This window comes from Fibrobacter sp. UWR4 (assembly GCF_003149045.1).
Taxonomy (GTDB): domain Bacteria; phylum Fibrobacterota; class Fibrobacteria; order Fibrobacterales; family Fibrobacteraceae; genus Fibrobacter.
Map to the genome: position 1 here is coordinate 37,152 of NZ_QGDU01000010.1, position 12,593 is coordinate 49,744.

Annotated in this window: 14 protein-coding genes; 2 read left to right on the forward strand and 12 right to left on the reverse strand. The window is 50.9% G+C overall.

Annotation, left to right across the window (positions count from 1 at the left end):
• Positions 1–19: 19 nt before the first annotated feature.
• From BGX12_RS05610 to BGX12_RS05655, 10 genes are all read right to left on the reverse strand, one after another.
• Positions 20–850, reverse strand: coding sequence for an ABC transporter ATP-binding protein (locus tag BGX12_RS05610; protein ID WP_109735107.1), 831 nt, complete (start codon positions 848–850; stop codon positions 20–22).
• Positions 850–1,728 (reverse strand): ABC transporter permease, encoded by an 879-nt coding sequence (locus BGX12_RS05615; protein ID WP_109735108.1) that lies wholly within the window; start codon positions 1,726–1,728, stop codon positions 850–852. Before BGX12_RS05615 ends, BGX12_RS05610 begins: the two co-directional genes overlap by 1 nt.
• Positions 1,729–1,730: 2 nt before the next feature.
• The gene (gene yihA / locus BGX12_RS05620) at positions 1,731–2,426 is read right to left on the reverse strand and encodes a ribosome biogenesis GTP-binding protein YihA/YsxC (RefSeq protein WP_233246276.1); all 696 of its coding nucleotides are present in this window, start codon (positions 2,424–2,426) and stop codon (positions 1,731–1,733) included.
• The gene (gene recR / locus BGX12_RS05625) at positions 2,423–3,019 is read right to left on the reverse strand and encodes a recombination mediator RecR (protein WP_109735109.1); all 597 of its coding nucleotides are present in this window, start codon (positions 3,017–3,019) and stop codon (positions 2,423–2,425) included. Before recR ends, yihA begins: the two co-directional genes overlap by 4 nt.
• 3 nt (positions 3,020–3,022) lie before the next feature.
• Complete coding sequence (locus tag BGX12_RS05630) at positions 3,023–4,255, reverse strand: EAL and HDOD domain-containing protein (RefSeq protein WP_109735110.1); 1,233 nt, start codon at positions 4,253–4,255, stop codon at positions 3,023–3,025.
• A gap of 159 nt (positions 4,256–4,414) precedes the next feature.
• A complete protein-coding gene (gene hisG, locus BGX12_RS05635) occupies positions 4,415–5,254 on the reverse strand; it encodes an ATP phosphoribosyltransferase (protein WP_073238009.1) in 840 nt (279 codons plus the stop codon).
• A complete protein-coding gene (gene hisE / locus BGX12_RS05640) occupies positions 5,251–5,511 on the reverse strand; it encodes a phosphoribosyl-ATP diphosphatase (protein ID WP_073157733.1) in 261 nt (86 codons plus the stop codon). Before hisE ends, hisG begins: the two co-directional genes overlap by 4 nt.
• A 128-nt stretch (positions 5,512–5,639) precedes the next feature.
• Positions 5,640–6,365: a phosphatase PAP2 family protein gene (locus tag BGX12_RS05645; RefSeq protein ID WP_158278175.1), complete on the reverse strand. Its 726-nt coding sequence runs from the start codon at positions 6,363–6,365 to the stop codon at positions 5,640–5,642.
• 227 nt (positions 6,366–6,592) lie between these two features.
• Entirely contained in the window at positions 6,593–7,537 is a 945-nt protein-coding gene (locus tag BGX12_RS05650; RefSeq protein ID WP_109735112.1) for a bifunctional oligoribonuclease/PAP phosphatase NrnA, read from the reverse strand.
• A 113-nt stretch (positions 7,538–7,650) separates the two neighbouring features.
• Positions 7,651–8,088, reverse strand: coding sequence for a hypothetical protein (locus tag BGX12_RS05655; RefSeq protein WP_158278176.1), 438 nt, complete (start codon positions 8,086–8,088; stop codon positions 7,651–7,653).
• 153 nt (positions 8,089–8,241) lie between these two features.
• On the opposite strand from BGX12_RS05655, the gene BGX12_RS05660 reads away from it, so the two are divergent.
• Together BGX12_RS05660 and BGX12_RS05665 are read left to right on the forward strand one after the other, a co-directional pair.
• Entirely contained in the window at positions 8,242–9,321 is a 1,080-nt protein-coding gene (locus BGX12_RS05660; RefSeq protein ID WP_146196261.1) for a hypothetical protein, read from the forward strand.
• A 12-nt stretch (positions 9,322–9,333) separates the two neighbouring features.
• Positions 9,334–10,560 carry a hypothetical protein gene (locus tag BGX12_RS05665; protein WP_109735115.1) on the forward strand — a complete coding sequence of 409 codons (1,227 nt, stop codon included), beginning with the start codon at positions 9,334–9,336 and terminating at the stop codon, positions 10,558–10,560.
• Positions 10,561–10,565: 5 nt separating this feature from the next.
• Here BGX12_RS05665 and BGX12_RS05670 read toward each other — a convergent pair whose 3' ends face one another.
• Both BGX12_RS05670 and BGX12_RS05675 read right to left on the reverse strand, forming a co-directional pair.
• Entirely contained in the window at positions 10,566–11,354 is a 789-nt protein-coding gene (locus tag BGX12_RS05670; RefSeq protein WP_109735116.1) for a class I SAM-dependent methyltransferase, read from the reverse strand.
• A complete protein-coding gene (locus BGX12_RS05675) occupies positions 11,354–12,574 on the reverse strand; it encodes a DUF4198 domain-containing protein (protein WP_146196262.1) in 1,221 nt (406 codons plus the stop codon). Before BGX12_RS05675 ends, BGX12_RS05670 begins: the two co-directional genes overlap by 1 nt.
• Positions 12,575–12,593: the final 19 nt, after the last annotated feature.

Sequence of the window (12,593 nt, forward strand, 5' to 3'; positions counted from 1 at the left end):
TTGAAATCGCTTAGTGTAGTTAGTGAAGAGGCGAGGATTGAGGGTTACGCAGTTCGCGGAACAATTCTCTGGAAATTTCACTGTCGGAATTGACCCAGTAGTCAAAGCTCTTGGGTTCCGTCAAAGTTTTACGATGCAGGAAGCAAATGTTGCAGTTCAATTCCTTGGCCATCAGAAGGTCGTGGGTCACGATGATGATGGTGGTCTTAAACAGCGTACGCATGTTGTCGATCAGCGGCAGCAGGTTTCTACGGTTGTAGTTGTCCAGACCTGCGGTCGGTTCGTCCATCAGGAGCAACTTCGGGTCCATTGCCCAGGAACGGGCGATGGCCACACGCTTCTGCATACCTACGGAAAGCTGATGCGGGAACAGGTCCGCCTCTTCGCGAACTCGCATCAAGTCCATGGCCATTTTGATCTTTTCCTCAATTTCCTGATCCGTACCCATGCGGTGGTAACGGAGGGGCAATGCGATGTTATCGCGGACCTTCAAGTTGGAGATCAGGGCTCCATTCTGGAACACCAGGCCCACCTGGCGCTTGGCTATTTCCAAGGCGGTCAGACGTTCCGGAGGAATGTATTCGCCAAAGTAGTAGATGTTTCCTTTGGAGGGTCTTACCAATCCGGAAATGATTCTCAGGAGGGCACTCTTGCCTTGTCCTGAACCTCCGCCAATGCACAGGGTCTCGCCTTTGGTTACAGCGAGGTTGGCCCCAATAATCAATTCGTTCTGGGGGTCGGTTTCCGACTTGCTGAAAAAACTCAAGGCGCGGGGCTTTGAAAAGAGGGTGCCTGCCAGGTCCTTGTACGTCAGGTGGATGTCTTCTAGTCTTAAGGCTTCGTCCAACATTAGATAATCGAGTTGATATTGTTCATGTAGTCAACAAAGTAGAAGAAAGAGAGAATCACGTCAGCGCACACAATATAGAGGAAGGACTTGATTACGGAACGGGAGGTTGCCTTGGGAACCTGACGTACGTCACGGGGGATGTTCAATGCCTGATAGCAGGCGTTGGTCGTGATAATCGCTCCGAAAACCAGGGGCTTAAGAATGATAAAGATAAAGTCGGTCAAAGAAATGGCGTTGAGAATTTCTGTACTAAGATAGCTCCAGGTCAATTGCAAATTCAAGGCGTTTCCGGACATGAAAATTGCGCCCTTGGTGGCGAGGTACCCGACGAAAATGGCTGTGGAACTAAAAATGATGTTCATGAAGAACATGGCGATACAACCGCCGATCAGTCCAGGCATTACAAGGAAACGGATGGGATTCACGCCCATGGTGGCCAAGGCATCCACTTCGGAATTGATGACCATGCTTCCGATATAGGTGGTAAGAGACGAACCGCTTCGACCTGCGATAAGGAACGCTGTAAGGATGGGACCGAGTTCTCGGATAATCACGATAACCAGCATATTGCCGATCACGTCCGAGAAACCCATCTTGCCCATCATGGTCATGACTTCGATAATTACTGCAGTTCCGAACAAGGTGGCCACCACGAAGAGCACGGGGAAAATTTCCACGCCCGTAAAGAAAGTCTGTGTAATGATGTTCTTGGCGTCCGTCCTGAAATTACGGTTCTTCGAGAATAAGCTGGCCATGGCCTTGCAGAACAGGGCGAATTGTTGACCAAGGGAACGTCTCAGGATAAACATCCCCATGCCATGGAAGATTCCTCCCAACAGGCTGAGCTTGAAACGTTTATTGGTCTTTTTATTCTGCATGATTACTTCAGAGCTTCAAGGATGTCTTCCCAAAGATAGTCAAGTCCGATTTTCTTGAGGGAGCTGACGCAGAGCGGATCCGCATCCAGATCGAAATTTTCTCGGATTTTCTTCATTCCCTGGGCAAGTTCAGTCTTGTTCACCTTGTCCAGCTTGCTGGCGATAATCAAGACTGGGCATCCCGATTCGCGGATGCTTTCCACAGTTTCGATATCGATGGCGTGACCGCCATGACGGATGTCCACCAGATAGATAAGCCCCTTCAGATCCTGGCACTTTTCCACATATTCGCGAATGAAGTCCGACATTTCGTCACGCTTGGAATTGCTGACCTTGGCGTAGCCTACGCCCGGAAGGTCTACCAGATAGAATTTCTTGTTGACGCCGAAGAAGTTAATCTCACGGGTTTTACCCGGAGTGGAGCTGACCTTTACCAGGTTCTTGCGGCCCATGAGGGCGTTCATGAGGGAAGACTTTCCCACATTGGAACGGCCCAGAAATGCGATCTGGGGGAGGCGTTCTTCCGGAAGCCCCTTCAGGCTTGTGGCTGCCTTTACAAACTCGGCGGAAGTAATCTTGAAGTCGCCGATCTGTACCACAGCCTGTGCGGTCTGTACCTTAGGCGGTCTTGCCTTTTTACCCTTCAACTTAGGGGCCATGGGGTGTTGTGCTTTTGCGGGCTTGGCAATATCTGTCATAAGGAAACTCTCCCTTCGAAAGCTCGTAGCATGGTGACTTCGTCGACAAATTCTAGTTCGCTGCCCATGGGGATACCGCGGGCAAGGCGGGTGCGCTTCACGTTAGTATTCTGCAGCATGCGGTCGATCATGAGGGCGGTACTGTCCGCTTCGGGACTGGAACCTAAGGCAAGAACCAGTTCCTCAATGCCTTCCTCCTGGATGCGTTTTACCAGGAGGGGAAGGTGAAGTTGTTCCGGACCGACTCCGTCCAACGGGGAGATGACTCCACCCAGTACGAAATAAAGTCCCTTGTGCACGCCGGAACGTTCAAAGGGGATGATGTCTGAACTCTTTTCTACGACACAAATGGACTTTGCACCGGAGCGATTCCTGCAGGTTTCACAGACTTCTACATCTGTAAAGGCGAAACAGTTGGGGCAATGATGGACTTTCGTAACCGCGTTGATTAGGTTATTCGCAAAACGCTCTACATCGTCCTTCCTTCTGGAAAGAATGTGGTAGGCCAGACGTCGGGCGGTCTTCTGCCCGATGCCAGGAAGGTCTGCGAATTCGCCAATCAGGGCGACAAGACTTTGCGGTTCTACGTTCATCTGTTAATTCTCTGCCCAGCTGTAGGATTCTGTAATACAGTATTTCAACTGAAGTCCGGAAATGCCAAGATCGCTAACGATGGACTGGATTGTCTGGCTGTCGTCCAGTTCTACGGCGTCTGCCAGTTGCAACAGTGCACCGAGACGTCCTGTGCGACTCAGAAGTGCATCCTTCATCTCGTCGTCGGTAGGTGCGTCGGGAAGAATGGTTTCCAGCGGTGCACGAACTAATGCGTCCATACGGCTGAGAAGGCCCACCATAAATGCCTTGGCGCAGAAATCGTCGTTCTCCGGATCCATCTCGCGGGCCAAAGTTTCCAGGAACTTTGCTCGATGGTTGGCGTTCTGGAACAGGGGCGATGCCTGGGGTGTCATGCCCAGTTCCGGACGGGCGTACAGCATGAGCATCAGCCATTCGTGGATGTTTCTCATGCCCACCCAGACGATTGCGTCCTTTACGGATTCAATCTTGCTGTGCTTGGTGTCCGTGTTGGAATTGACGAAACGTAGCAGATTGGTGGCGATATCCTGGTTCTGTTCCAGAGTCTCGCAAAGTTCCTCCAGGGATGGACGGGAACGCAACAGGAGAATCAATTGCAGGATTGTTGCAGAGGTAGCGTCAATCTTTCTGCCGGTAACTAATTCCGGTCTTGCGAAGAAGAAACCCTGGAAATAGTCGTAACCCGCATCCTGACAGCGTTTGAAGGTAGCTTCGTCCTCTACCTTTTCTGCCAGGAGCTTGATGTCCAGGACCTTGAAGAAGCCGGCGGCCTTCGTCATGGATTCAAGACTGTTGTCCACCACGTCCATCTTTACGTAGCTGACGTAAGGGAACAGGGGCTTAAAGCGCTGGATGAATTCTTCATTGAAGATGAAATCGTCCAGGGCAATTTCAAAACCCAGGGCCTTGTATCTCTGAATCGCCTTCACTACTGCTTCGTCCACTTCCACGTCTTCCAGAACTTCCAGCACAAAGCACTTGGGATTCAACAAACCGAACAAGTTGTCCAGCAGCATGTTTCGGCTGCAGTTGACGAAAGCCTTGTTTTTGCCGATCAGGCGCTGGATGCCGATGTTGTTCAGGACATTCTCGAGGACCTGTGCCGTCGCGAGTACATCGCTGGCAATGACCGCCGTATCGCTGGTCGGGGAATCCCTGAACAGCAGTTCGTAGGCAAAAATCTTGCCGTCTCGATCAAGAATCGGCTGACGAGCTAAGTAGGCGAGTGTTTCCATTGATTAGTAGGCAGTAGGAAGTAGGCAGTAGGATGTAGACAGTAGAATGTAGACAGTAGAATGTTGGCAGTTGGTGAAAAATATAAAGTAGGCAGTAGGAACCAGATTATTTCTGTCTACTGTCTACCAATAACTGCCTACTGAATTTAATGCGTAGCATTAAATTCGTGCGGACTTGATACCGAAGAGCAGGATGCTGCGTGCGCCTGCGTCCCAGAGCTTGTCCATGATGGCGTTGGCATCTTCCTGGGGCACCATGGCCTTTACGGAGTACCAGTCACGACCGTGGAGCTTGGCAACGGTAGGAGCATCGAGACCCGGAGTCAGTGCTACGGCCTTGTCCAGCACGTCGGCGGGGCAGTCGTATTCGATCATCATGTAGGACTGGGCCACAAGCTTACCCTGGATACGGCGGATCAGGGTGTTCACTTCTTCCAGGTCAGTCTTCTGGGGGTTGCAGTAAAGAGCGGCGTTGGAGCGGAACAGGGGTTCGCCGATAATGCGGAGACCTGCCTGCTTCAAGGTTGTACCAGTTTCCACAACGTCCACGATAGCGTCGGCAACACCGAGGCTCACGGAAATTTCAACAGCGCCTTCCAGAACCACAAAGTTCATGGGCTTCTTGTAGTATCCTTCAACAATGTTGGGGAAGGAGGTGGCGATGGTGGAATCCTTCAGTTCGTCGAGAGTCTGGATGGGGCTTTCGTTAGGAACTGCGGCGCACATCTTGGAAGCGCCAAAGGGCAGGTCCAGAACCTTAACAGCCGGGCTCTTGGCTTCGGCGTTGAAGTCGATGCCGGTGATGCCTGCGTCAATAATGCCGCGACCCACATACATGGGGATGTCGCTAGGGCGCAGGAAGAAAAATTCGATACCGTTCTTGGTGTCGATCTGGGTCAAAGTCTTGTAGGGCTTGGATGCCTTGTAACCGCAGGCCTTCAGAAGTTCCTGGGTGGGTTCAAAGAGCATGCCCTTGTTCGGGAGAGCTACCTTAATCATAGTTTAGCGTACACTTCTTCGAGGGTGAGACCTTTTTCTGCCATCATGCAGGCAACATAGTACAGAACCTGGGAAAGTTCCAGGCACTGGTCGTCGCGAGTTTCGTAACGAGCGGCCATCCAGCTTTCGCCGGCTTCTTCCACCAGCTTCTTGCCGATGCCGTGAGCACCCTTCTTGAACAGTTCGGTAGTGCTCTTGCCTTCGGGCATGGTTCTCTTGCGTTCGCAAACCAGCGCGTAGATTTCTTCAAATGTCATAATTGACCTCGTTTAGATTTTTATACGAGGGTAAAGATAGAAAATGTGCGGGAGAGACGTCTTTTGAAAGGGGCTGCGCAGGGGGAGAATCGCAGGTATAAAAAGAAAGTGGGGGCAGGTGACATCCCCTAAAAATTCACGGACAGTACAGCGCCCTTATGATCGTCATAAGCGAGAGGGACTATGATGAAACGTGGTTGTTGCGCTGTATGTTTATCGGAAACACGGGCCACTTTTTCCTGATAGAAAGTATTGCCGATGTACCAGCCGATGGAAGCTCCCATGAGAATGCCTGCCACCGCGTCGGAGAACCAATGGGCTTCTCCCTTGGCGCCTAGAACCATGCTGGTGGCGATGTAGCCTGCGTAAAGGCTGCAGCCCGCGATGACGTAGGGGTTATCCCTGTTGTAGCTGGCGATACTCATGGCAAGAGCTGCGTTCGTCATGGAGTGCCCCGAGGGCCAGCCATAGAAAACGCCCCGCTTGAAAAATCCCCAGTCGAAATCTCTGGAAAGTTCCCCAGTGTTCTTGCCCGCTTCGGGATGGGCACGGCCTGAAACCGCTTTCATTATGTTATTGTAGAGAAACGCCACGGCGGTTGCCTGGGCGGCTACTGCACCGGTGTTGTTCAATGCGGGATTGTCGCTGATGAACAGCATGTATCCGGGAACGAGAAAGGGGAAGAACGTTCCCATCATCATGCCGGGGGTAAAGGCAATTCCGTAGGCGACTTCATTCTGGCGGGCCGCAAAGCGGGCCACCTGCAAATCCACATCGTTAGTGGACAGGATGTAAGTTGCGGAACTTCCCATCATGTGAAACGCTAGCGGCCAGCCGAAAGCGCTCAACAGCATGTTGTGCCCTAGATGGTCAAAGGGCGAAACCTTCGTTACGTTGTCTAAAACTCGGGCGGAAGAATCCTGCGGACTCGTTTTTGTTGTGTCTAAAACCGCCTCTTGCCCGTAGACAAAAGTCGCAAGGAAAATTGTGGGGATAAGGGTTGCGAGACGGTTCATAAAAACTGATGCTGAAAGAGATTCTGAAACAAGTTCAGAATGACGTGGTTCGGCATGACTTTAGCTTACATCTGTTCCTTAATCAGGTCGATGATTTTCTCGATGGCAACTTCCGGATCCAATTCCGTGTCGCCGCCGGCTGCGCGAACGTGGCCGCCACCGCCGAAGTTGCTCACCACCTTGTTTACGTCCACATAGTAGTTGGAACGCATGCTGATTTTGTACTTGCCGTTGACGGGGTACAGGAAGACGGTAACTTCGGTGCCGCTGACTTCCCGGAGGGTATCTACAACGGTGCCCATTTCGAAAGGCTTCACGTCGTAGCGATCCATGTCGGCCTGAGTCACGAAGGAATAAACCACCTTGCCGTCCAGGGCCAACTTGGACTTTTCCAGGGCGAAGCCGGTAATGAGGGTCTGCTTGTAGCTGCGGGTATAGTAAGTCTCGTTGACGATCTTTGCGAAGTCGCAACCCTTGTCGATGAAGTCGCCTACTGCGTTCATGGTGCGCTTGCTGGTGCAGCTGAACTTGAAGGCGCCGGTGTCGTGAACGATGCCCAGGTACATGCAGTTGGCGGCATTCTTGCTTACCTTGTTTTTATCCAGCTGGAAGAACAGAACTTCGCTGGCGGAACTTGCTTCCGGTTCCACGATGTTCACGTTGCAGAGGTTCAGGGGGTTGCTAATATGATGGTCGATGTTGCAGGTGAACTTTGCCTTGGCGAGACATTCCGCACCCTTGGCGCCACAGCGTTCGAAGCTGGGGGTGTCCATCAAAAATGCCAGATCCACATCGCGGCCGTCGTATTCCGGCAAAGTCTTGTCTGAACCGTTCAGTAGACGGTAACTGTCGGGAAAACCTTCCACGAAAACGGTGGCGTCGATTTGCGGGTAGTTATCCTTGATGTAGTTGTAAAGACCCAGGGTAGAACCGATGCAGTCTCCGTCGGGGCGGACATGTCCAAAAATCGCAACGGTACTTGCCTTCTCGAGCATTTCGTCAATCGTCATAAGAACCTTCTTTTTTAAGATATATAGCAAAATGTTTAGGAAATATTTAACTCCGCTAAAAACCCCTACCGCTTTTGCGGCAGGGGCTTTTTCGTATAAGGATTTTAGTGGAATTATTCCTGCATAATGGGGATGGAGAAATTATCTTGCAGGTATTTAATCATATCCTTTTTGACGTTTCCTGCTTTAACTCGGTAGGCGTGACTTACTGCGTCGAAACCAAAAGATAAAATGTTGCCGGCAATTCCTACGCCAATTGCCGATATGCCACCGACACTCCAGGGACTATTTACATTGGCGTCAACCGCCAGCATGATTGCCCCGGCTAGGATTAGCCCCACGGAAGTCCAGGTGGTGATTCTGGAGTATCGATAGAAATCATCTGATTTCATCATGTTGTGTCTGTAGTCTTGCTGGAACTTGCCGAGAATTTCTGCATGGAAGGGGGATGTTTTTAAATCTACGGAAACCTCTTCGGAATCTGCAACGAAAGGCGGATTAGCTGCGTTGTTGACTTCGCTTGAATCGGCGGAAGTTCCTGATAAAACCATTCCCTTCGGAACAAGTTGCGCCTGGGCGAGTCCAAAAGACAATAAGAGAATTAGTCCCAAAAATATTTTGCACATATGTCTAAACATACAAAAATACAAGTGTTGAAATTTGCAAACACAAAAAATACCAAGCTTATTGTTATTTTTGAAAATATGAAAAAGTTCGTGATTCTTTTTGTTCTGGCAATTATCTTTGGCCTAGGATACCTATATACCAAAGGACTGGGAACCGAAAATCCCTTAGAAGAGGGTTCCTTGGAAACGGAGGTTTCCGCTGGAGAAAAGTCTCTTTGGGGGGTGACGGATAGAGCCAATATGGTGATGATTGCCTCCGTGGGATTGGGCCATCAGGAACGCCGCAAGGTCATTAGTGGCCGCCTGTACCAGAATTTTGTACAGCTGTTGAAAACTAACGGTGTCATGGATGACAAACTGACTTTTTCTGATGACTGTAACACCGGGGCTCGTCTGGAATTTTACCGCGATACAGTTCTGGTGGGTGAATACCGTTTGACGGATCGCATCGGTAAGGATAGTTCCGATGGGGTGTGGCTTCCTCGCCGAATTTCCAAGGTCTATAAGTTCCTGCGAGATCAGGGCGCCCAGCTGATGCCGTGTGGAAATGATCGTGAATCGGCTACTGCAATGGACTCCACGGAAAGTTCAAGGCCGACTTTGACCATGCCGAAGTTTGGTGCCGCCCGTAAGGCAAAGAAAAATTTGGAACGGGAAGCTTCCGTGGATAGCCTGGTCAATCAGGCGGTAGGTCGTTCCAAGCCTGTGGCGGGAATGATGGGAGAAACTCAGAATGCCCTTAAAATTCTGGATGAAATGATCATGGCTCAGGATACTGCCGTGGGGGAGCCTCTTGTTGATTTGCTCAAGAGGGTGAACCGTATTGAGGTTTCTTTCTATGATGATTCTACTGGAAAGGAATTGAAAAAGATAGAACTGACTTCCGACCAAATGGATAGCCTGAAAAAACTTTTGAGTCAAGGTCGGTATGAAACTTTTGCCATTACAGGTGATGTGTCTCTAGTACAATTTGTCAGGGTCACGTTGTTTGATGAGTTGACGAATCTGGGAGAATTAGTTCCGCAGAATCAGAAATATGGCCATTGGCTTAAAAAGAAGGGGACGAAAAATGGCGGATATTCCTTTACCGGTCATTGGATTCCCGAAAATCCGGAAGCCCTAAAATCCTTCTTTTCTATATTTCCGCAGGATTTATAAGGTGAACGAATTATGAACAAGTTTATGAAGACCGCTCTTGTCTCTGCTGCTGTAGTGGCTGCCGGCTCTGCCCTGGTTGCCTGTGCAAGCGGAAACAAGATGAACAAGCCCGAAACTTTCCAGAACAAGACGGGTGTCATTGGCGTTTTCCGTCAGGCAGCTTTCTATTGCTCTGACATTGCTCCCCAGTATATGACCTTGGGCGATTCCAAGATTCTGGTAAAGCCCAGCTGGAGCAGCGAACAGGACAATCTGTTCTTTAGCGAAATGAAACCGGGTATCGCCACCCTGTATTCCTACGAATACACTTGCTCCAACGAAGAAACCAAGCTGGTGCTGGATACTGCGGACAATGGCAAGAAGGCTTTCCCGGTTTCCGTGAAGGTTCCCGAATCCGGATTCTGCAAAATCGTGATTTCTTTCCTGGAAAACGACAACTTGTTCAATCATGATGACGACATGCTGTCCGAACAGTTCATGCAGAACGAAGTTGCCCTGAAGTATAGCGATGTCCCTTACTGCGATGTGATCGATACTAAGGGTAACGTCGTTTCCTTTATGGATCGAGATTCCTTGAACCGCGCCAACTATGAAACCGCTCTTGCTGCCTCCCGTAGCTTGACTGCAGAAGACGCCTACCCGCTGGTTGCTTTGGATGGCCGTGGTCTTGCCCAGACCAGCGGTGACAATTCCCAGGTCGTGCTGGTAACTTGGCACAATGATCCTGACAAGTATCGTGATGGCGCTACGATTAAGTTGGATGGTGAAACCCTGTGGGCATTCGCCGATAAGGAATTCCTGAAGTGGTTTCAGGAAAACAGTGACAAGGTCACCAACTGGAATCTGCGACTGAAGCAACTTTTCGGTAAGGCTCCGAATTATGATGCTGGCTACTTCACTGTTTACTGGGCTAATGTGAAGGACGTGTTCCGCCCTGCCTATGTTCCTGAAACGGGTGATGTAGTTATGAATGGTGCGTTCTCCTCTAGTTTTGAGGAAGATACCAGCGATAACGCCATGTGGTTCAAGAACTGGTTCCAGGAAACGGAACATCAGGCCAAAGCTCGCGAAGGCGGCTTCATGTGGACTCGTCTGGGATATACTTATGACTGGGGCCGCACCGATGGCGGCAAGTACGGCCTGACCGAATTTATCGTGAAGGACGGTGCTGAAATCGAAGTGAAGTTCACCCGTAGCACCAAGGGCTTCCTGAACTGGATCAAGGACAGAAAGTTCTAATCGACTTAAAACTTTTTGACGAGGACCCGCCACAATTGCTGGCGGGCTTCTTTGTATTTACGCTCGAAGGCGGTTTCCGGAAACTCCGGGTTGAAGGCTTCGCAGGAAATCACTTGAGGTGTCATGCCGAGGGCGCTCGGCATCGGCTGTTGGGCTGCGTCAGCCAGGATGCGGGAGGCTTCCGCAAATTCCCTGGCGTAAATTTCCCAGTTGGTACGCAATTCGGTGACGTCACCGAGAGCCGTCAAGGTGGGGAAGATGGGATGGAGGTGGAACCTGCGGGTGGCTTCACTTTCCTTGGGCCAAGGGTTGGGGTAAAAAACTGCGTGGTGCAGGATGTGCCAGCGGCCTGCCTGCTGTTCTTCTAGCGCCAGGCGCCAGAAATCCAGAAGTTCCCCGCGGACCCAGAATGCGTTGGACGGGCTGCTACCGGTCATGCCGAGATCGCCGGATGTCGGCTGTTCCAGTTGGTGTACATTTCCCGCCTTACTGAGACGTATGGCGGACTTGTCTATGCCGATGACGGGTACGCCTGGAAACCTGCGGGCCAGGTGCAAGGTGCTTTCACCGGTGCCGCATCCGGAGTCCAGGATGACTGCTAAAGCTGATCCTGAAACGAGTTCAGGATGACCTTGGTAAAAATTCTGGACGAACTGTTTTGCGGATTCAAAAGCTTCTCGGGTGTGGTCTGCCACAGGACGTAAAAAACGGGTGGCTGCATACTTGCGAACCACCTGTTCAAGGTTCTTATAAAGATCTTCTTGATTGGATGTGACTGCGCGGACGCCAGTCATTAACGCTTCCAGATGGAGAGACGGTCGCCACCAACCAGCTTAATGTCGTCAAGCTGCAGATCAATGGTCGGGTTTGGATCATCCTCTGTTGCGGGAACTGCGGGGGAAGAAAGTTTCCAAAGCAACTGGTTCACGCACTTCAATGTGTAATCAGGGAAAATCAAGTCCTTGATGGAAACATCGTAGGAGTCCCATTCGCTAGAGGGACTGAACTCGTATGCCATAATTTCGCGCTTGCCTTCTTCCTTGGTTTCGTCAATCATGGTAAAGATGATGTTGCCGGAACCTCTGGCCTTGAAAGAAATGGATTCAACGGAGGAAATGTCGTTGCAGTACAGTTCCTTGTTGCTCATGCCAAGTTCAACGCCGATGCTTGCCCAAGGCCACTGCTTGTCACCTGTGGAACTTATGAAGGCTTCGCCAAACTTTACCGCTGCATGGGCAAAAATATTGCCGTCTTCCTCATCCAGGGCAGGGGTGGTTCCACCTACGCTGTTCGTGGACATGACTACAGGGGTAACGTTCTTTTCGGCGTAGCTTAAATACCACCAGCCACCATCATAGGTGTGGGCGGGCATAAAGCGGTTCTGGTAGTTGCTGTCCTGGAAGTCGTCCAAGAGTAGGTACACGCTTTCGTCGGCAAAGGTGGATGCCTGTGCCTTGGCGCCTTCAACAATCTTCAGGTAGGTGCTGGACGTATCGCCCTTCTCGGGGACGAATACCAGACTAATGGGACCTGCAGGGAGGGAATCCATATCGAAGGAACCATCCACAACCTTTGCAGAGTGGTCCAGACCACGGACCTTCACGATGCCGGGCCCTTCTACGGTGCCGGAAACCTTTGCGGTCTTGCCAAGTTTGTTGGTGCCAAGTTCAGCCTTGCCGTCCTTTACGTTTACGTTGAGCTGGAGGGCGTTTCCTTCAAGGGTTGCTTCCAAGGTGTAGTTGCCGTCGGCAACATCTTCGATTACAAGCTTGCCGTCCTTGTCGGTCTTTGCGTCAATGGCGTCCTTGACGTCAATGCTTTCGCTTTCGATGAGCTTGACCTTGGCGAGAGCTGCGGGCTTTGCGTCTGCAGTTAAAATTTGTGCGGTAATAGCGTTGCCCGCTTCGGAACCGGAAGGTCCGCCGCCTGCAACCTTGTCGTCAGAACATGCGGAGAGACCAAGGCCAAAGCCAAGGACTGCAGTAACGGCTAATGTTCTGTAAGACTTGCGCATGTTGGAAAAATAAAAATTT

Coding starts and splice junctions, on each gene's coding strand:
- hisG (WP_073238009.1), bottom strand. CDS start 5,254: ATGATTAAGGTAGCTCTCCCGAACAAGGGCATGCTCTTTGAACCCACC.
- BGX12_RS05660 (WP_146196261.1), top strand. CDS start 8,242: ATGAAAAAGTTCGTGATTCTTTTTGTTCTGGCAATTATCTTTGGCCTA.
- BGX12_RS05615 (WP_109735108.1), bottom strand. CDS start 1,728: ATGCAGAATAAAAAGACCAATAAACGTTTCAAGCTCAGCCTGTTGGGA.
- BGX12_RS05655 (WP_158278176.1), bottom strand. CDS start 8,088: ATGGTTTTATCAGGAACTTCCGCCGATTCAAGCGAAGTCAACAACGCA.
- hisE (WP_073157733.1), bottom strand. CDS start 5,511: ATGACATTTGAAGAAATCTACGCGCTGGTTTGCGAACGCAAGAGAACC.
- BGX12_RS05630 (WP_109735110.1), bottom strand. CDS start 4,255: ATGGAAACACTCGCCTACTTAGCTCGTCAGCCGATTCTTGATCGAGAC.
- BGX12_RS05675 (WP_146196262.1), bottom strand. CDS start 12,574: ATGCGCAAGTCTTACAGAACATTAGCCGTTACTGCAGTCCTTGGCTTT.
- recR (WP_109735109.1), bottom strand. CDS start 3,019: ATGAACGTAGAACCGCAAAGTCTTGTCGCCCTGATTGGCGAATTCGCA.
- BGX12_RS05610 (WP_109735107.1), bottom strand. CDS start 850: ATGTTGGACGAAGCCTTAAGACTAGAAGACATCCACCTGACGTACAAG.
- BGX12_RS05645 (WP_158278175.1), bottom strand. CDS start 6,365: ATGCTGTTGAGCGCTTTCGGCTGGCCGCTAGCGTTTCACATGATGGGA.
- BGX12_RS05670 (WP_109735116.1), bottom strand. CDS start 11,354: ATGACTGGCGTCCGCGCAGTCACATCCAATCAAGAAGATCTTTATAAG.
- BGX12_RS05665 (WP_109735115.1), top strand. CDS start 9,334: ATGAACAAGTTTATGAAGACCGCTCTTGTCTCTGCTGCTGTAGTGGCT.
- BGX12_RS05650 (WP_109735112.1), bottom strand. CDS start 7,537: ATGACGATTGACGAAATGCTCGAGAAGGCAAGTACCGTTGCGATTTTT.
- yihA (WP_233246276.1), bottom strand. CDS start 2,426: ATGACAGATATTGCCAAGCCCGCAAAAGCACAACACCCCATGGCCCCT.